This window comes from Roseovarius sp. S88, from assembly GCF_037023735.1.
Classification (GTDB): Bacteria; Pseudomonadota; Alphaproteobacteria; order Rhodobacterales; family Rhodobacteraceae; genus Roseovarius; species Roseovarius phycicola.
This window is the reverse complement of the sequence record NZ_CP146069.1, coordinates 2,993,836-3,010,802: the sequence shown is the minus strand read 5'-3', so window position 1 is coordinate 3,010,802 and position 16,967 is coordinate 2,993,836. Positions and strand designations below refer to the sequence as shown.

Annotated in this window: 14 protein-coding genes; 13 read left to right on the top strand and 1 reads right to left on the bottom strand. The window is 56.9% G+C overall.

Annotated elements, in window-relative coordinates; translation table 11 throughout:
- Nucleotides 1-84 precede the first annotated feature (84 nt).
- The 6 genes from RZ517_RS15235 to RZ517_RS15210 all read left to right on the top strand — a co-directional run bounded on the left by RZ517_RS15235 (nt 85) and on the right by RZ517_RS15210 (nt 7,773).
- Nucleotides 85-2,982, top strand: a complete 2,898-nt coding sequence (locus RZ517_RS15235; protein ID WP_338549013.1) for a formate dehydrogenase subunit alpha — start codon at nt 85-87, stop codon at nt 2,980-2,982.
- A 12-nt stretch (nt 2,983-2,994) separates the two neighbouring features.
- Complete coding sequence (fdh3B, locus tag RZ517_RS15230; protein ID WP_317057142.1) at nt 2,995-3,588, top strand: formate dehydrogenase FDH3 subunit beta; 594 nt, start codon at nt 2,995-2,997, stop codon at nt 3,586-3,588.
- Between the two features lie 126 nt (nt 3,589-3,714).
- A complete protein-coding gene (locus tag RZ517_RS15225; RefSeq protein ID WP_338549012.1) occupies nt 3,715-4,932 on the top strand; it encodes a formate dehydrogenase subunit gamma in 1,218 nt (405 codons plus the stop codon).
- Nucleotides 4,933-6,258, top strand: a complete 1,326-nt coding sequence (locus tag RZ517_RS15220; RefSeq protein ID WP_338549011.1) for a c-type cytochrome — start codon at nt 4,933-4,935, stop codon at nt 6,256-6,258.
- A 1-nt stretch (nt 6,259) separates the two neighbouring features.
- Nucleotides 6,260-6,391 carry a hypothetical protein gene (locus RZ517_RS15215; RefSeq protein WP_338549010.1) on the top strand — a complete coding sequence of 44 codons (132 nt, stop codon included), beginning with the start codon at nt 6,260-6,262 and terminating at the stop codon, nt 6,389-6,391.
- A 2-nt stretch (nt 6,392-6,393) separates the two neighbouring features.
- Nucleotides 6,394-7,773 carry a sigma-54-dependent transcriptional regulator gene (locus RZ517_RS15210; RefSeq protein ID WP_338549009.1) on the top strand — a complete coding sequence of 460 codons (1,380 nt, stop codon included), beginning with the start codon at nt 6,394-6,396 and terminating at the stop codon, nt 7,771-7,773.
- Here the strand turns inward: RZ517_RS15210 and RZ517_RS15205 are convergent.
- The gene (locus RZ517_RS15205) at nt 7,770-9,740 is read right to left on the bottom strand and encodes a sensor histidine kinase (protein ID WP_338549008.1); all 1,971 of its coding nucleotides are present in this window, start codon (nt 9,738-9,740) and stop codon (nt 7,770-7,772) included. The genes RZ517_RS15210 and RZ517_RS15205 overlap by 4 nt on opposite strands.
- A gap of 137 nt (nt 9,741-9,877) precedes the next feature.
- Here RZ517_RS15205 and RZ517_RS15200 point away from each other — a divergent pair, with 137 nt between their 5' ends.
- The 7 genes from RZ517_RS15200 (at nt 9,878) to RZ517_RS15170 (ending at nt 16,929) form a co-directional block, all read left to right on the top strand.
- Complete coding sequence (locus tag RZ517_RS15200) at nt 9,878-10,699, top strand: TerC family protein (RefSeq protein ID WP_338549007.1); 822 nt, start codon at nt 9,878-9,880, stop codon at nt 10,697-10,699.
- 201 nt (nt 10,700-10,900) lie between these two features.
- Nucleotides 10,901-11,794 carry a 5-bromo-4-chloroindolyl phosphate hydrolysis family protein gene (locus RZ517_RS15195; RefSeq protein WP_338549006.1) on the top strand — a complete coding sequence of 298 codons (894 nt, stop codon included), beginning with the start codon at nt 10,901-10,903 and terminating at the stop codon, nt 11,792-11,794.
- 18 nt (nt 11,795-11,812) lie between these two features.
- Nucleotides 11,813-13,009, top strand: coding sequence for a toxic anion resistance protein (locus tag RZ517_RS15190; RefSeq protein WP_338549005.1), 1,197 nt, complete (start codon nt 11,813-11,815; stop codon nt 13,007-13,009).
- An 18-nt stretch (nt 13,010-13,027) separates the two neighbouring features.
- Nucleotides 13,028-13,981, top strand: coding sequence for a DUF2927 domain-containing protein (locus RZ517_RS15185; protein WP_338549004.1), 954 nt, complete (start codon nt 13,028-13,030; stop codon nt 13,979-13,981).
- Between the two features lie 20 nt (nt 13,982-14,001).
- The gene (locus tag RZ517_RS15180; protein WP_338549003.1) at nt 14,002-15,081 is read left to right on the top strand and encodes an SPFH domain-containing protein; all 1,080 of its coding nucleotides are present in this window, start codon (nt 14,002-14,004) and stop codon (nt 15,079-15,081) included.
- A gap of 62 nt (nt 15,082-15,143) precedes the next feature.
- The gene (locus RZ517_RS15175; RefSeq protein ID WP_338549002.1) at nt 15,144-16,247 is read left to right on the top strand and encodes a TFIIB-type zinc finger domain-containing protein; all 1,104 of its coding nucleotides are present in this window, start codon (nt 15,144-15,146) and stop codon (nt 16,245-16,247) included.
- A gap of 7 nt (nt 16,248-16,254) precedes the next feature.
- The gene (locus tag RZ517_RS15170; RefSeq protein ID WP_338549001.1) at nt 16,255-16,929 is read left to right on the top strand and encodes a nitroreductase; all 675 of its coding nucleotides are present in this window, start codon (nt 16,255-16,257) and stop codon (nt 16,927-16,929) included.
- Nucleotides 16,930-16,967 lie beyond the last annotated feature (38 nt).

The following is a 16,967-nucleotide window of genomic DNA, read 5'->3' as shown; positions in this document are numbered from 1 at the left end:
ATTGGTAGCGATAGGCCCGACCGTCCGGAGGAACAACTTAGTACCCACGCCCCAAACAAATAGGGGTCCAGGGAGGAGAGAAACATGCTTAGGAAAAAGACCAACGGGGTTGCGAGACGCCCCCAGCGGACAAGTATCCTGTCTGAGGTTGCCGGGAAATCCGTCGACCGCCGCGCATTCCTGCGCGGATCAGGTCTGGCCATTGGTGGTCTGGCCGCGATTGGCGCAACGGGGGGCACTGTCACCCAGGCCAACGCACAATCTGCTGCCACAGCGGCGGTAGAGACAGTTAAATCAGTATGCACGCACTGCTCAGTCGGTTGCACGGTTATCGCTGAAGTGAGCGATGGCGTCTGGGTCGGGCAAGAGCCTGGCTGGGACAGCCCGTTCAACCTTGGTGCTCATTGTGCCAAAGGGGCAGCGGTGCGTGAACATGCCCATGGCGAACGCCGCCTCAAATACCCGATGAAGAAAGAAGGTGGTGAGTGGAAGCGCATCAGCTGGGAACAGGCGATCGACGAGATCGGCGACGGCATGATGAACATCAAGGAAGAGAGCGGCGCAGACAGTGTCTACTGGCTCGGGTCTGCGAAGCATAACAATGAACAGGCCTACCTGTTCCGCAAGTTTGCAGCCTATTTCGGCACAAACAACGTGGATCACCAGGCCCGGATTTGTCACTCGACCACAGTTGCCGGTGTTGCGAACACATGGGGCTACGGCGCCATGACCAACAGCTACAACGACATCCACAACAACCGCGCGATCTTTATCATCGGTGGTAACCCTGCCGAGGCGCATCCTGTTTCGCTTCTTCACGTTCTGCGTGCCAAAGAGCAAAACAACGCGCCTTTGATCGTGTGTGACCCGCGCTACACGCGGACTGCGGCGCACGCGGACGAATATGTGCGCTTCCGTCCTGGGACGGACGTGGCCCTGATCTGGGGCATTCTGTGGCACATTTTCGAGAATGGCTGGGAAGATCAGGAGTTCATCCGCACCCGCGTATGGGGCATGGACCAGATCAAGGACGAAGTGGCCAAATGGACGCCCGAAGAGGTCGAGCGTGTCACTGGTACGCCGGGGTCGCAGCTTGAGCGCGTTGCGCGCACCATGGCCAACAACCGTCCCGGCACTGTGATCTGGTGCATGGGTGGTACGCAACACACGAGCGGCAACAACAACACACGTGCATACTGTGTGCTTCAGCTTGCGCTGGGCAACATGGGCACATCGGGAGGTGGTACAAACATTTTCCGCGGCCACGACAACGTGCAGGGTGCAACTGACCTTGGCGTTCTCAGCCATACGCTTCCAGGCTACTACGGCCTGTCGGCGGGGGCCTGGGGTCACTGGGCGCGCGTTTGGGGTGAAGATCCCGAATGGCTTGCCAGCAATTTCGGGTCCATCAAGGACAAGGAAGGCAATGACAAGTCGTTGCAGAACCTGAAAGGTATTCCAGTCAGCCGTTGGATTGACGGTGTTCTGGAAGACGAAGCCAACATGGACCAACCGAACAAAGTTCGGGCCATGGTGCTTTGGGGCCATGCGCCCAACTCTCAGACCCGGATGACCGAAATGAAGACGGCGATGGAAAAGCTCGATATGCTTGTCGTGATCGATCCGTTTCCGACCGTTTCGGCTGTGCTGCATGACCGGACTGACGGGTGCTATCTGCTCCCGGCAACGACACAGTATGAGACCCGTGGCTCCGTGACCGCGTCCAACCGGTCGCTGCAGTGGCGTGACAAGGTGATCGATCCGCTCTTCGAAGCGAAGACAGATCATGAGATCATCGGTCTTTTCTCCAAGAAGTTCGGGTTCCATGACCGCATCTTCCGCAACATTGCGCTTGAGGATGACGGGATCACCCCGGATGTCGAGGACACGCTGCGCGAGATTAACCGTGGTATGTGGACCATTGGCTACACAGGTCAATCACCAGAGCGTCTGAAGATGCACATGGCGAACCAGCACACGTTTGATCGCACAACGCTCCAAGCGGTGGGTGGTCCAGCGGACGGCGATTTCTACGGTCTGCCATGGCCAAGCTGGGGCACGCCTGAGATGAACCATCCGGGTACGCCGAACCTTTACGATATGTCCAAACCAGTGGCCAAAGGTGGTCTGACTTTCCGTGCACGTTTCGGCGTGGAACGCGATGGCGACAACCTTCTGGCAGAAGGTGTGGCCTCCGTGGGATCGGAAATTCAGGATGGTTATCCTGAGTTCACCATGCAGATGCTGGTGGACTTGGGCTGGGATGGCGACCTCACCGACGACGAACGCGCAGCGATCGACGCGGTGGCCGGACCGGACACCAACTGGAAAACCGACCTATCAGGCGGGATCCAGCGGGTGGCCATCAAGCACGGCTGTGCGCCATTTGGCAATGCCAAGGCCCGCGCGGTTGTGTGGACATTCCCCGATCCGGTGCCATTGCACCGCGAGCCGCTCTATACGAACCGGCGCGATCTGGTCGCGGATTATCCGACCTACGAAGACCGGCACGACTACCGGTTGCCAACGCTTTATGCGTCGATCCAGAAAAACGACTTCTCGAAGGATTATCCAATCATCCTGACGTCGGGCCGTCTGGTCGAGTATGAAGGCGGCGGGGATGAAACCCGTTCGAACCCGTGGCTGGCCGAGCTGCAACAGGACATGTTTGTCGAAGTGAACCCGCGTGATGCCAATAACCTTGGTGTGCGGGATGGCGAGCAGGTCTGGGTCGAAGGACCAGAAGGCGGCAAAGTCAAAGTCATGGCTATGGTGACCAACAGAGTGGGCGAAGGCGTGGCCTTCATGCCGTTCCACTTCGGTGGTCATTTCCAAGGTGAGGACCAAAGGAGCAAGTATCCTGAAGGTGCCGATCCTTATGTCTTGGGTGAATCTACCAACACGGCCCAGACATATGGCTATGACTCTGTGACCCAAATGCAGGAGACGAAGGCGACTCTCTGCAAAATCACTGCAGCATAAGGAGAATAGGATATGGCTAGAGCTAAATTCCTGTGTGACGCCGAACGCTGCATCGAGTGCAACGCCTGCGTGACCGCATGTAAGAACGAGCATGAGGTGCCTTGGGGCATCAACCGCCGTCGGGTTGTGACCATCGAAGATGGCAACCCCGGTGAACGCTCGATCTCGGTGGCCTGCATGCATTGTTCCGATGCACCGTGTATGGCGGTTTGCCCGGTAGATTGTTTCTACCAGAACGAGGAAGGGGTGGTTCTTCACTCCAAAGACCTCTGTATTGGTTGCGGATATTGCTTCTACGCGTGCCCCTTCGGCGCGCCGCAATTCCCGCAGGCGGGCAACTTTGGATCCCGTGGCAAGATGGACAAATGTACCTTCTGCGCCGGCGGACCCGAAGAGAACCACAGCCAGGCTGAGTTCAACAAGTACGGGCGCAACCGGATTGCGGAGGGCAAACTGCCCATTTGTGCCGAAATGTGCTCGACCAAAGCCCTGCTGGCCGGGGACGGCGATGTGGTCGCGAATATCTATCGCGAGCGTGTCGTTGCCCGTGGCTTCGGCTCAGGCGCTTGGGGCTGGGGTTCAGCCTACGGCAACACGGACGGCTGATTAATTGGTTCAGGGTGCGTGGTCTCACGCACCCGACACAAGCCTTGGGGGAGGGCGGCTTTTGGCCGCCCCTCTTTGAAAGACGGCGCGTCAGACGTTGTCACAAGAATGACAGGGATCCTTACCATGGCACGCATTCTGCTCACACTTATCCTTGCTTTGGGCCTAGCTGGACCCCTCGCTGCACCGGTTGCGGCGCAGGAGGCATCGCAGGCTGCAGAACCGGATCGCTCCGCCACTGGCGGAGCGCAGACTCTTGAAGACATCATGGCGCGACAGCGCGGTGAGAAGGTTGAAAATTTCCAGCGTGAAGAAGACCCCGATAGTGCTGCGGCGATGGCCGGGCAGCTTGGGGGGCTTGGTGGCGCATCAGATTCCGACGTCTGGAGCGCATTGCGCTACGGCACCGCGGATGTCACCGTGACGTCCGGTGGCCCCGAAGCCCGCGTTCTTATCCAGGACGGCGGGATGAAATGGCTTCAGTTCCGTGAAGGGCCGCTGACCACCTATGGTAACTGGCTTTTGGTGGGTACGATCTTTGTCTTGGCCATGTTCTACTTGGTGCGCGGTAAGATCATGATTGATGGCGAAAAGACCGGGCGTACCGTGACACGCTTCAAATTCATCGAGAGATTTGCGCACTGGCTGATGGCGGGGTCGTTTATTATCCTCGGGATAACTGGATTGCTGGTGCTCACGGGACGTACAATCATCATTCCGGTGTTTGGGCATGAGGCGTTCTCAACGATCGCGATCGGGTCGAAGTGGATTCACAATAACATCAGTTGGGCCTTCATGCTTGGGCTGATCATGTGTTTTGTGTTCTGGGTTGTGCATAACATCCCCAACAAGACCGACCTCAAATGGCTCAAAGTAGGCGGAGGGTTGTTCAGCGAAGGCGTGCATCCGCCAGCCAAGAAGTTCAACGCCGGGCAGAAGTTCATCTTCTGGTCTGTGATCCTTTTGGGCGGTTCCATTTCTGCCTCCGGATTGTCTCTGCTCTTTCCGTTTGAGCTGCCAATGTTTGCCAAAACTTTCGTGATCCTGAACCAGACCGGGCTTCCAGAGCTTTTGGGTTTCGGTGTCTTGCCCGAGCAGCTTGCGCCACATGAAGAAATGCAATTTGCACAGCTTTGGCACGCCATCGTCAGCTTTGCACTAATGGCGATCATCATTGGCCATATCTACATTGGCTCGGTCGGTATGGAAGGCGCCTATGATGCTATGGGGTCAGGCGAAGTGGACGAGCAATGGGCGAAAGAACACCATGGTCTGTGGCTGGAAGAGGTGAAGTCGAAGGACGGCGCGCCTTCTGAAGGCAAGGCCGCAACGCCCGCTGAGTAAATGCGCGCTCTGGCGGCGATGTTGATAACGTTCCTGGCGGCGGGTCCACTCGCCGCGCAGGACTTTACCACCCTAAAAGGTCATGGTGGGCCTGTTATGGGATTGGCTGTGCATCCCGAGACAGGGCAAGTGGCGACTTCCAGTTTTGACAATTCGGTTGGACTTTGGACGGAACGCACGCCGCGATGGCTAGAGGGGCATGAGGCGGCCGTGGTGGTTGTCCAGTTCATTGATGAGACCAGGGCCATTTCTGGTGGAGATGACTTCGATATCATCCTGTGGTCGCTTGAGGATGGCACACAGCGCCGGTTTGAGGGGCACAAAGGCAAGGTCGCAGCACTCGATGTATCGCCCGACAAAACGCAGGTCGTCTCAGCCAGTTGGGATGGCAGCGTTGGCGTCTGGCTACTGGACGGAAGCGAGCCGCGTTTCCTGACCGGTCATCAATCCGGCGTAAGCGATGTGGTGTTCTCTGCCGATGGACAGCGGATTTACACCTCGTCAGCCGATGGCACGATCCGGGTTTGGCGCTTGAGCGAACCTGACGGCGTTCCACGGATCATTGTCAACCAAGGGTTTGGGATAAACAAAATGATCCTCGCTCCTGACGAAAGCTGGTTGGCCTATGGGGCGGTGGACGGCGTCACGCGTATCGTAGACCCCGAAAACGGTGAAACGTTGCGGGACTTCTCGCTTGATCGGCGTCCAATCTTGTCCATGGCGTATCATGAGGACACCCAGGCGCTCGCAGCTGGCGACGGGCTGGGGTATATCATGATGATTGACACAACGACGTGGGAAATTGCGCGTGACTTTCGCGCCATGCGCAATGGGCCGGTTTGGGCGCTGGATTTCTCACCTGACGGCACGCTGATCTATGCCGGGGGGATCGAGGACGTGGCCTTTGCCTGGCCGGTGGCGTTTCTGGATGAATTCGACCCGGCAGGTGGGGAGGTGCGCAGCTTTCTCAAAGACCCAGAAGAGATGTCCAACGGAGAGCGGCAATTCATGCGCAAATGTTCGATCTGTCATGCTTTGACACCACCGCCATCACGCAAGGCGGGTCCAACACTTTTCGAGGTTTTCGGGCGCCGTGCGGGCACGGTCGAGGGCTATCCCTATTCCGACACGTTAGACGGCTCAGACATCATTTGGTCGGATGAAACAATAGATGCCCTGTTCGACATCGGCCCGGATCACTATATTCCAGGGTCAAAGATGCCGATGCAAAGGATCACGGGAGAGCAAGACCGCAAAGATCTTGTTGCGTTTCTGAAAGCCGCATCGAATGGTGCCGGATCAGAAGAAGATAAGAGGGAGAACTGATATGAAAGCCATGTATGCGGCCTTTCTGGCGACTGCAGTGATCGCTGTTGGCGCGTGGTATACGCTCGGAGAAATTGGGTTTTCTGCCAGCGACCGAAGCACGGGCAACGCCGTGCGCCTGGATGAAGGGTAAACATGAACAAACCTGCGGCGCAGTCGGCCACCGCGTCAGCGGTACGACCGGATAAGGAATACGGAGAGAGTCTACAATTTGCATCGGTGCTTGTGATTGATGACGAACCGGGTATGCGGAACTTTTTGACGAAAATTCTGGAACCGCGGGTCAAGCGGATCGAGCAGGCCCGTTCAACGGAACAGGCGTCGGCCATTCTGGATCAGTCGCATTTCGATCTGGTGATCCTTGACAATATCATGCCCAAAAAGACCGGGCTACAATGGCTGGAAGAACAGCGGCAGGTCGGGCTTTTCGCCGACGCGATCATGATCACGGCCTATGCCGATCTGGATACGGCCATTCAGGCGCTGCGCACGGGCGTGGCGGATTTTGTGCTCAAGCCGTTTCGGGCCAATCAAATCCTGAATGCCGTGGCGCGTGCCCTGGACCGCAAATTTCTGCGGCGCGAGAATTTCCTGCTCAAACATGAACTCACTGGCGGCAGTACACGTGGACCTGGGCGTCTACTGGGGTATTCCCCCGCCATTCAGGCGGTACGTGACACGTTGGGCAAAGTGGCCCCAACACCGACGCCGGTGCTTTTCACCGGGGCAAGTGGTACGGGCAAGGAGGTTGCTGCGCGCACCTTGCATGGTTTGTCGGATCGTGCGGATAAACCCTTTGTCGCGGTGAACTGTGCTACGATTTCTCCTGATCACATCGCTGAAGAGCTGTTTGGTGTCATCGAAGGGCAGGCGCATCGTAAGGACGGGCTGTTTCTGCATGCAGATGGTGGCACGCTCTTTCTGGACGAAGTTGCGCTATTGCCGGATCAAGTGCAAGCAGCTTTGCTGCGTGTGCTGGAAGATCACCGTATCCGCCCTTTGGGGGCCGAGCGCGAAATACCTTTGAACCTGCGGTTTTTCTTTGCGACCAACGCCAATCTTAAAGACGAGGTCGCCGAAGGTCGTTTTCGTGCGGATCTTTACCACCGGATTAATGTCGTTCAGGTGCAGATGCCCAATCTCTGCGACCGCCAGGAAGATATTGTCGAGCTTGCCTCCTTGTTCATGAGTGAATCCTCGGAAACTCTGGGGCTGCCCGCGCTTGATCTGAACGAAGAAGTGTTGCTCAAGCTGAGCCGCTATAATTGGCCGGGCAACGTGCGGGAACTTCGCAATCTGATTGAAAGATCGGTGATTTTGGGGGCGTTCCCCGAAGAGTTTGATGGTCGCGGTGCAGTTACCGGGGCACAGGCCATTGAGACGCTTGAGTTGGTCGAGCAACGCCACATCCTGAATGTTCTGGACGCATGTGGCGGCAACCGGGCGGAGGCCGCGCGGCGGCTGGGTGTCTCACGCAAAACGATTGACCGCAAATGTGCGGCCTGGGTTGGCTAGGCGGCCTCTTGGTCGTCCTGCGCCTCGGGCAACCAGACGGAAAATTCCGCACCACCTTCGGCTTTGTTGCGCACTGAAATGAGCCCATCGGCTTGAGCAATGAGCGTTTGACTGACGGAAAGGCCTAGTCCGGTGCCTTCGCCAAGCTTGGTTGTGTAAAACGGATCAAATACTGTGTTGATCCGCCCGGTATCCACGCCCGGCCCAGTGTCGGACACCACAAGCGCCGTACCGATCTGCCCGTCTCGCATGGATTTGCCAACGGTCAGAGTAAGCTTGCCTTTGTTGTCCATGGCTTGCACCGCATTGACCACAAGGTTGATGATCACTTGCTGCAATTCGCCTGTATTGATGCTGACGAGAGGCGCATCAGAGCGCTCGATCTCAACCTTTATGTCACCTTTACTCAGAACATAGTCCACAAGCACCAGGCAATCGTCCAGAACGCCGGACACATCCACCTGTTCGGCGAACACGCCGTAGTCGCCGGGTCGAGCAAATTGCAAAAGCTTTCCGACAATGGCGTTGATTCGGGAAATCTGCTGGTCAATGAGCGCAAGTTCCGTCGCAACGGGGTCGGCTGCATCTGCCAGAGTTTCACGGATCACATCCACATTGCCCTGGATCACGGCAACCGGATTGTTGATCTCATGCGCAACGCCAGCGGTGATTTCACCGATGGAGGCGAGCTTTTCGCTCATCACCAGCTGCTGATATGTCGCTTCCAGCTTTTCGTTGGTCTCGCGCAGTTCCTTGGTGCGATCTTCAACGCGCGTGTTCAGTTCATCCGCCCAAGACCGGAGCGCCTGGTCACGTTCCTGAACCTGATCAAGCAACTCATCGAGATGCGCGGCGACCTCACCGATCTCGTCCTTGGCCGAGACTGCACCGATACGGGCATCCAATTGCCCGTCTTCGACGCGCTTCATGGTTTGCGTCATTCGCTCCAATGGCGAGAAAATACCACCTGCGAGTCGCAGAAACAGCGGGATTGTGAGGGCAAGCACCGCAGCGAAAGCGGCAAAGATCAGAACGTAAGCTCCGCGCTTGGCTGCGATGAACGGGGCTTCAAGATACCCGACATAGAGCATGCCCACTCGATGGCCCATGCTATCGATCAAGGGCAGATAGCCGGAGATATACCAATCGTTTACGACAAACGCGCGATTGAGCCAGGTCTGCCCCTCATCCAAGACGGCATGCCGCACGACCGCGGACACGCGTGTGCCAAGCGCGCGTTCTCCCTCAAAAAGCCGCACATTGGTCGACACGCGCACGTCCTCAAGAAAGAGCGTCGCTGTGCCTTGGCGATCGCCGCTTTCGGTGCCTTCTGAGTGGTAGACAAGAGCGTTGATCGTGTCGATGAAATCAAGGTTGCGATTGAGAAGGATACCTCCGACCAAAACACCAATACGACCCGGGACAGAAACACCCGTCGCGGTGTGAACCACCATGCCGCGATCCTCGATGTTACGGTCGGTGGGAACGGCGGCTTCGGTTTCGATCAAAGGAAGGCGCGCCCGCAGGGCAAGATCCTCATCAACCGCCAAAAGGTCTCCCCCGGAAAAAATATCGATCTCTGTTGCCCCCGGTCCATTGATTGCCGCACTGATCACCGGCCACTTGGTTCCAGCGTGCTGTGCCGCGCCGCGTGGCAGATAGTAAAGAAAGTCCAGACCAAGCTCTGCACGTTTGTCTTCCAGAAAGGCTTCGAATTTTGTGCGTGACAGACCTGCGGCGTCCTTGAAGGTTGTCGAAGACGCCAGCCCCTCGACCCCGTCTCCGGTGGTGGTCATGATTTGAGCCAGATATTGCTCGGCGATGCGCAGATCGCTTTCGACATTGGCAATCAAAAGATTGTCGTAATTGGCGGCCCAACGGCTGACTGCGAGCCAAAGCAGCAATGGCATAAGCACCACCAATGGCAACAGGGCCAGGATCAAAAGTCTGAGGCGAACCGACGTCATGCGTGTCCCAATCGTCGCGGTTTCCAAAAATTCTAGGTGAAACCGTCTCCTGCGTCCATTCCGATGGGTTTGGTTTTGTTTTTGGTACGCCACTGGGGTAATCAGCAAAAAACGGCACATGTAACGAGGGCGATAAAATGGCCGAACTATTGACGATTGAAAACCTTGGTAACCTGCTGATGTTGTGTTTTCTGCAGGCGGTTCTAGGTTTCGACAACCTTCTCTATATCTCGATTGAATCGCAGCGCGCGCCAGTCGCACACCAAAAGGCTGTGCGGTTCTGGGGTATCATCATCGCGGTAGCGCTGCGGGTGATCCTGCTTTTCACGATGATCCAGCTGATCGACGCGATGGCTGAGCCGTTCTTTGTGTTCAGTTCACCGGGGCTGATTGAGGGGGGCGTGAATTTTGCCACCTGCGTGTTTATCCTAGGCGGCATATTTATCATCTACACAGCGGTGAAAGAGATCAGTCACATGCTCACGATTGAGCATCTTGATACCGATGTAGAAGGCAAGTCAGGCAAGTCCGCTGTCAAGGTCGTGATGCTTATCGTGTTGATGAACCTTATCTTTTCCTTTGACTCGGTGTTGTCGGCTCTGGCCATCACGGATGTTTTCCCCATATTGGCCACGGCGATCATCTTGTCCGGTATCGCGATGCTTGTACTTGCCGATGGTGTGACAAGATTTCTTGAGAAAAACCGAATGTACGAGGTTTTGGGTCTCTTTATACTCCTCATCGTCGGTGTGGTCTTGCTGGGCGAGGCGGGTCAGGCGGCGGCGCATGCGATGCATGATGACAGTCTGGCGCTCAAGGTTTTCGGGTATGAGGTCATTCCGATGTCCAAGACCACCTTCTACTTCTCTGTTCTGGTACTGGTGGCTGTGGAGATCATTCAATCGGGCTATACGCGCAAGCTCAACGCTGAGCGGCGAACGCATTCCAAACTGCACTAGAGATTGGTCAAAGAAACTTGTGGGCGCTCTGGTTGCGTCGGTGCCCACAAACTTCCCCCTAGCAAGGGGGGCGGGCATGACCTAAGTTTCATGGGGTGGACACAAATTTGAGGGGCATATGACTGGGAGCGGCCTGCAACGACTGGCGTTTTTTCTGCTTGTCATATTGATCCTCTACGTCTCGATAGCCGGAGGCGTGTAATGGCTCAGCGATTTGGCGGAAAACATAGCCCCGATGGTAAGCCGTCTGATGGGATCCCCGAACGTGGGGCGTACCAAGGTGCGCGTCGGACACAGGCGGGTGGGCGTGTTAATGTTCTTTTCCTTGCACCTCTGCCACTGATCTGGGCGGCTTTTACGTCAGGGCCGACCGGTCTGGCGCTTTATCTTGCGGCCCTAGGCCTTTTGCTTTTGGCAGCTTGGCTGACGCGCGAAGGGATTGTCGCGCAGGAATCCTATGAGGCGCGCAAAGTCGCTCGGGCGCCTGGGTTCCCACGCAAAATGGCAGGCTCTGCTCTCACGGGGTTGGGTCTGGCAGTGGCAGGTTGTGCCAGCGCCGGAGGCCTCGTGGTCCCGGTCATTTATGCGGCCTTGGGGTGCGTCTTGCACTTTTTCGCCTTTGGTCCTGATCCAATGCGGGACAAAGGAATGGAAGGAATAGACAAGGCTCAAACAGATCGCGTGGCACGCGTTGTGGACAAGGCCGAAAGCTATCTCAGTGGTATGACGGATGCGATCAAACGAGCTGGAGATCGTCAGGCCGAGGCAAGGCTTGAACGGTTTCAGGTGAGTGTCCGTGACATGTTGCGCACGGTTGAGGATGACCCGCGGGACCTAACTGCGGCGCGAAAGTACCTTGGTGTGTATTTAATGGGTGCGCGGGATGCGACCGTGAAGTTCGCAGATATCTATAGTCGGTCGCGGGATGCAGGGGCGCGCTCGGACTACATGATTCTGCTCACCGATCTGGAAGAGAATTTTACGGCCAAGACGCGCAAGCTTTTGACCGACAACAACAGTGATCTGGAAATCGAAATCAGCGTTCTGCGTGACAGACTTGCACGCGAAGGTATTCGTTTGGACGACACGCAATAGCCCGAAGAGGGGGGTACTATGTCAGAGACTATTCGCAAAAAAGCCGAGGCTGCATTGGCCGAAGTGGAAGAAATCAGCCGGGTGATCCTGCCTGAGCCGAAAGAGGCGGGTGCCATCGTACCGCTTGCTCAGGCGGACCCTGCCGAGGGCGCTGAAATCCGCAAGCGGATGGATGAGATTGACATGGGCGACACCAACTCGATCGTCTCATTTGGTTCGGCTGCGCAGTCCGAGTTGCAGGAGATTTCCCAATCCATGCTGCAAGGCGTGCGCAACAAGGATGTGGGTCCTGCGGGCAGTTCGCTGCGCAACATCGTGACGACCATTCGGGGCTTCTCAGTCTCTGAGTTGGATGTGCGGCGGGAGCGGACATGGTGGGAAAAGCTTTTGGGCCGTGCCGCCCCGTTTGCGAAGTTCACAGCACGGTTCGAAACCGTGCAAGGCCAGATCGACAAGATCACCGATGATCTTTTGGCGCATGAGCATACGCTTTTGAAGGATATCAAGTCGCTCGATCTGCTCTATGAGAAAACCCTGCAGTTCTACAATGAGCTGGCGCTCTACATCGCGGCGGGTGAAGAAAAGCTGAAAGAGCTGGATGAGACGGCCATTCCGGCCAAAGAGGCCGAAGTGCAGGCCGCGCCAGAAGATCAGCAGGTGATGCAGGCGCAAGAGTTACGCGATCTGCGTGCTGCGCGAGATGATCTTGAGCGCCGGGTGCATGACCTGAAACTGACGCGTCAGGTGACGATGCAATCGCTGCCCTCGATCCGGTTGGTTCAGGAAAACGACAAGTCGCTGGTGACCAAGATCAACTCGACGCTTGTGAACACCGTGCCACTTTGGGAGACGCAACTGGCGCAGGCCGTGACCATTCAGCGCTCTGCCGAAGCTGCGGCGGCGGTCAGGGATGCCAATGATCTGACCAATGAACTACTGACGTCCAATGCCGAGAACCTGCGCGATGCAAACAAGATGATCCGCGAAGAGATGGAGCGCGGCGTGTTTGACATCGAAGCGGTTAAACAGGCCAATGCCGATCTGATCGGCACCATCGAAGAGAGCCTTCAGATTGCGGATGAAGGCAAGGCCCGTCGCGCAGCTGCGGAAGAAGAACTCAAAAAGATGGAAGCCGAGCTGCGTGACACGCTTGCAGCGGCCAAGTCGCGGCGTGATGGTGTGGGCGACAATGCCGGCACGGCTGTGCCGGGCTAAGAAACGGAGCCGCCTAGCTTGCATAATGTTCATCGTGTTTGGCGAACGGCCATAGGTCTGGCGGGACTTGTATGTCTCGCCGGGTGCCTGTCGTCGACAGCACTTGACCCATCAGCAAAACCACAGGCGCGTCCGGCGGATTTGTTGGAGGGCGATGACATTCAGCCTTCGGCCGCCAGCGAGGCGCTGACGCTTTACTATGCGCGGCTTCAGAATGATCTACAGGCCCAAGACCTGATGCGCACTGGCGGTGGGGGCGTGGATACCCCCTATAGCGATACAGACCTCAAGAGAAACTTCGAGCGGATCGCGTTCTATAACGAATACCAGAACAATGGCGGGCTTAGCCCAGCAGATGATGTGCCGGGCCGGTTGCGCAAATGGCGGGTGCCGGTGCGCATCGGTATTGAATTTGGCGCGCGGGTGCCCAAGGACATTCAGGCCCGTGATATCGCTCATATCCGATCTTATGCCGCACGTCTGTCGCGGATCACTGAGCATCCTATCTCGGTGAGCAACAACAATGCAAATTTCACCGTGATGATCATGAGTGCCGATGATGCCGAAGAGGCCAGTGCGCGTACACGGGAGATTCTACCGAGTTTTCAGCGCGGCAGCGTAGGGTTCTACAACCGCCTGCCACGCTCTATCCGGTGCTTCGTCATCGCAGCGGGTATGGAGAATGACTACGAGTATCGTGTGGCGCTGGCCTATATCCGCTCGGAAAACACGGCACTTCAACGGCTTGCCTGCATTCACGAGGAATTGGCGCAGGGCCTCGGTCTTGCCAATGATAGTCCTCGTGCACGACCATCTATTTTTAACGATGACGAGGAATTCGCGCTTTTGACCAGCCATGACGAGGAATTGCTGCGCACGCTTTATAGCCCTGCGCTCAAGCCTGGCATGGCTTTGGAAGAGGCGCGGCCGATCTTTTCTCGTATCTTTGCCAATCGCAGCGGTCCCAGCTGACGACAAAAGGAGACCAGACAATGGGCATTCTAGATTTTCTCACAGGTGAATTCATCGATGTCATCCATTGGACGGATGATACGCGGGACACCATGGTCTGGCGGTTTGAGCGCGAGGATCATGAGATCAAATATGGAGCCAAGCTGACCGTGCGCGAAGGGCAAGCGGCGGTGTTTGTGCATGAGGGGCAGTTGGCGGATGTGTTTACGCCTGGGCTTTATATGCTTGAGACGAACAATATGCCGATCCTGACCACGATTAACAGCTGGGATCATGGGTTCAAAAGCCCGTTTAAATCCGAGGTCTATTTCGTCAACACCACGCGGTTTAATGACCTGAAATGGGGCACGAAGAACCCCATCATGCTGCGCGACCCGGAGTTTGGGCCAACCCGTCTACGCGCCTTTGGCACCTATTCGGTGCGCGTCATTGACCCAGCAAAGTTCCTGATTGAGATCGTTGGTACCGATGGTGAATTTACCATGGACGAGATCAGCTACCAGATCCGCAACATCATCGTGCAGGCGTTTTCGCGCATTATTGCAGCGTCGGGCGTTCCGGTACTGGACATGGCCGCAAATACAGGCGAGTTGGGCAAGCTGGTGGCGGAAGAGATTTCTGCAGTGGTTGCAGAGTATGGGCTGACCATTCCGGAGTTTTATATTGAAAACATCTCGCTGCCGCCTGCCGTAGAAGAAGCGCTCGACAAACGCACCTCGATGGGAGTTGCGGGTGATTTGCGCCGGTTCCGGGACTACTCCACCGCAGAGGCCATGACCGCTGCGGCCCGCAATCCGGATGGGGGTGGCGGCATGGGAGCTGGTCTTGGCATGGGTATGGGGATGGCCATGGCCACGCAGATGGCCGGACATCAAACGCCGCCTCCGCCTCCGGTTGAGCATGTGTGGCACATTGCCGAGAACGGCAAGACGCATGGGCCTTATTCCAAGGCTGACCTGGGCCGCATGGCCGGTGAAGGTAAGCTGACGCGCGAGACCTATGTCTGGACCGCTGGTCAGGACGGCTGGCTTCTGGCGGATGAGGTGCAGGAACTGGCCCAACTCTTTACCGTGATGCCGCCACCCCCGCCCAAAGTTTAACGACCTTTCGGCCTGAAGGCCGCTGCCACCTTCTTTGGGAATTGCATCTTTGAGCCAGATACATGCCAGATGATCGCGCGCCAGTCGAAGAACACCGCTTTCCCTGCGACAATTGCGGTGCCGATTTTCGCTATGCCCCGCGCGAAGAGCAACTGATCTGTGATCATTGCGGCAACACCGAGGATGTCACGCAGTCCAGTCCTTGGGCCTCCTCGGTTCGAGAGCTGGATTTTCAAGCGGCTTTGGATGGACAACTGGCCGAAGCCGAGATCGAGGAAACCCGGGTGGTGCAGTGCCCCAACTGTGCCGCGCAGGTGGAGTTCGACGAGACGCTACATGCCGCTGAATGCCCATTTTGTGCAACGCCTATGGTCACGGATACCGGCATTCATCGGCACATCAAGCCAAGAGGGCTTTTGCCCTTCAGTGTTGAAGAACCGGCCGCGCGGGGGGCGATGTCGGACTGGCTTGGCAGCCTGTGGTTCGCGCCCAATGGACTGCAGGACTATGCCCGCAAGGGACGCAAGATGCAGGGCATTTATGTGCCCTATTGGACCTATGATGCTGATACCAAGTCGCATTACCGAGGCGAACGCGGCACGGTTTATTATGAAAACAAAACCGTCATGCGCGACGGCAAGCGCCAAAATGTGCGCGTGGCCAAGGTGCGCTGGCGGCCCGTTTCGGGGCGCGTGGCGCGGTTTTTTGATGACGTTTTGGTGTTGGCGTCGCGCACTTTGCCCAAGCGTTACACAGATGCGCTTGAGCCATGGGATCTGAGCGATCTGCGCCCTTATTCGCCTGAATATTTGGCCGGGTTTCGGGCCGAAGGCTATCAGGTGGAATTGCCCGATGGGTTCTCTGAGGCACGGCAGATTATGGACAATGTTATTGCTCGCGATGTGCGCTTTGATATCGGAGGGGACCGGCAGCGTATTCATTCGATCAGCACCGACATCAAGGATGTGACGTTCAAACATGTGCTGCTGCCGGTGTGGCTGGCCGCCTACAAGTATCGTGGCAAGACCTATCGCTTTGTGGTCAACGGACGCAACGGCAAGGTGCAGGGCGAGCGGCCCTATTCAGCCATCAAGATTGCCATCGCCGTCGTGCTGGGTGCCATTGCTGCGGCTGCGGTTGGATATGTGGTCGCTATGAACCAATGAGGACAGAATGACACCAGATGGAGAGGCGTTTCGGCGAGTGATGCAGGCACGCTATTCTTGCCGCGCGTTCAAATCGAACCCGGTGCCACGGGATGTGATTGAGGACATCCTCAATACGGCGCGTCACACGGCCAGTTGGAACAATGTGCAGCCATGGCAGGTGGTCATTGCCTCGGGGGCGGAAACAGAAGCGTTTCGCCAAGCTCTGTTGAAAGAAGTGCAGGAAGGAAAGCCTGGGCCTGACCTGCCTTGGCCGGAGGCTTATCCTGATGAATTGGGCGACCGGCGGCGCACTTGCGGTTATGGGCTTTATAATGCGGTTGGGATTGCACGTGAAGATCGCGCTGCACGGGCACGCCAATCAATGCGAAACTTTGAGCTGTTTGATGCACCACACGTGGCCATTCTTCATACGCCACGCGTTCTTGGGGCCTATGGAGCACTGGATGCCGGAGGGTTTCTGACAGCATTCATGGCTGCCGCCACGGCACAGGGGGTCGGGACCATCGCACAGGCGGCTGTTGCGGCCTATCCCGATATGATCCGGCGTCACTTTGGCCTGCCTGAGGAGCGGATGGTCCTCTGCGCGATTTCCTTTGGCTACGCAGATACTGAGCATCCTGTAAATAACTATCGGACAGAGCGCGAAGCGTTTGAAGACATCGTGAGTTTTCGCGGTTGAAGCCTGTTTCGGGTCATGGTTGATTGACCGCATCGGGG

Excerpts from the sequence above, each read along its gene's own strand:
- RZ517_RS15235 (WP_338549013.1), top strand. The coding sequence starts at position 85 with ATGCTTAGGAAAAAGACCAACGGGGTTGCGAGACGCCCCCAGCGGACA.
- fdh3B (WP_317057142.1), top strand. The coding sequence starts at position 2,995 with ATGGCTAGAGCTAAATTCCTGTGTGACGCCGAACGCTGCATCGAGTGC.
- RZ517_RS15225 (WP_338549012.1), top strand. The coding sequence starts at position 3,715 with ATGGCACGCATTCTGCTCACACTTATCCTTGCTTTGGGCCTAGCTGGA.
- RZ517_RS15220 (WP_338549011.1), top strand. The coding sequence starts at position 4,933 with ATGCGCGCTCTGGCGGCGATGTTGATAACGTTCCTGGCGGCGGGTCCA.
- RZ517_RS15215 (WP_338549010.1), top strand. The coding sequence starts at position 6,260 with ATGAAAGCCATGTATGCGGCCTTTCTGGCGACTGCAGTGATCGCTGTT.
- RZ517_RS15210 (WP_338549009.1), top strand. The coding sequence starts at position 6,394 with ATGAACAAACCTGCGGCGCAGTCGGCCACCGCGTCAGCGGTACGACCG.
- RZ517_RS15205 (WP_338549008.1), bottom strand. The coding sequence starts at position 9,740 with ATGACGTCGGTTCGCCTCAGACTTTTGATCCTGGCCCTGTTGCCATTG.
- RZ517_RS15200 (WP_338549007.1), top strand. The coding sequence starts at position 9,878 with ATGGCCGAACTATTGACGATTGAAAACCTTGGTAACCTGCTGATGTTG.
- RZ517_RS15195 (WP_338549006.1), top strand. The coding sequence starts at position 10,901 with ATGGCTCAGCGATTTGGCGGAAAACATAGCCCCGATGGTAAGCCGTCT.
- RZ517_RS15190 (WP_338549005.1), top strand. The coding sequence starts at position 11,813 with ATGTCAGAGACTATTCGCAAAAAAGCCGAGGCTGCATTGGCCGAAGTG.
- RZ517_RS15180 (WP_338549003.1), top strand. The coding sequence starts at position 14,002 with ATGGGCATTCTAGATTTTCTCACAGGTGAATTCATCGATGTCATCCAT.
- RZ517_RS15175 (WP_338549002.1), top strand. The coding sequence starts at position 15,144 with ATGCCAGATGATCGCGCGCCAGTCGAAGAACACCGCTTTCCCTGCGAC.
- RZ517_RS15170 (WP_338549001.1), top strand. The coding sequence starts at position 16,255 with ATGACACCAGATGGAGAGGCGTTTCGGCGAGTGATGCAGGCACGCTAT.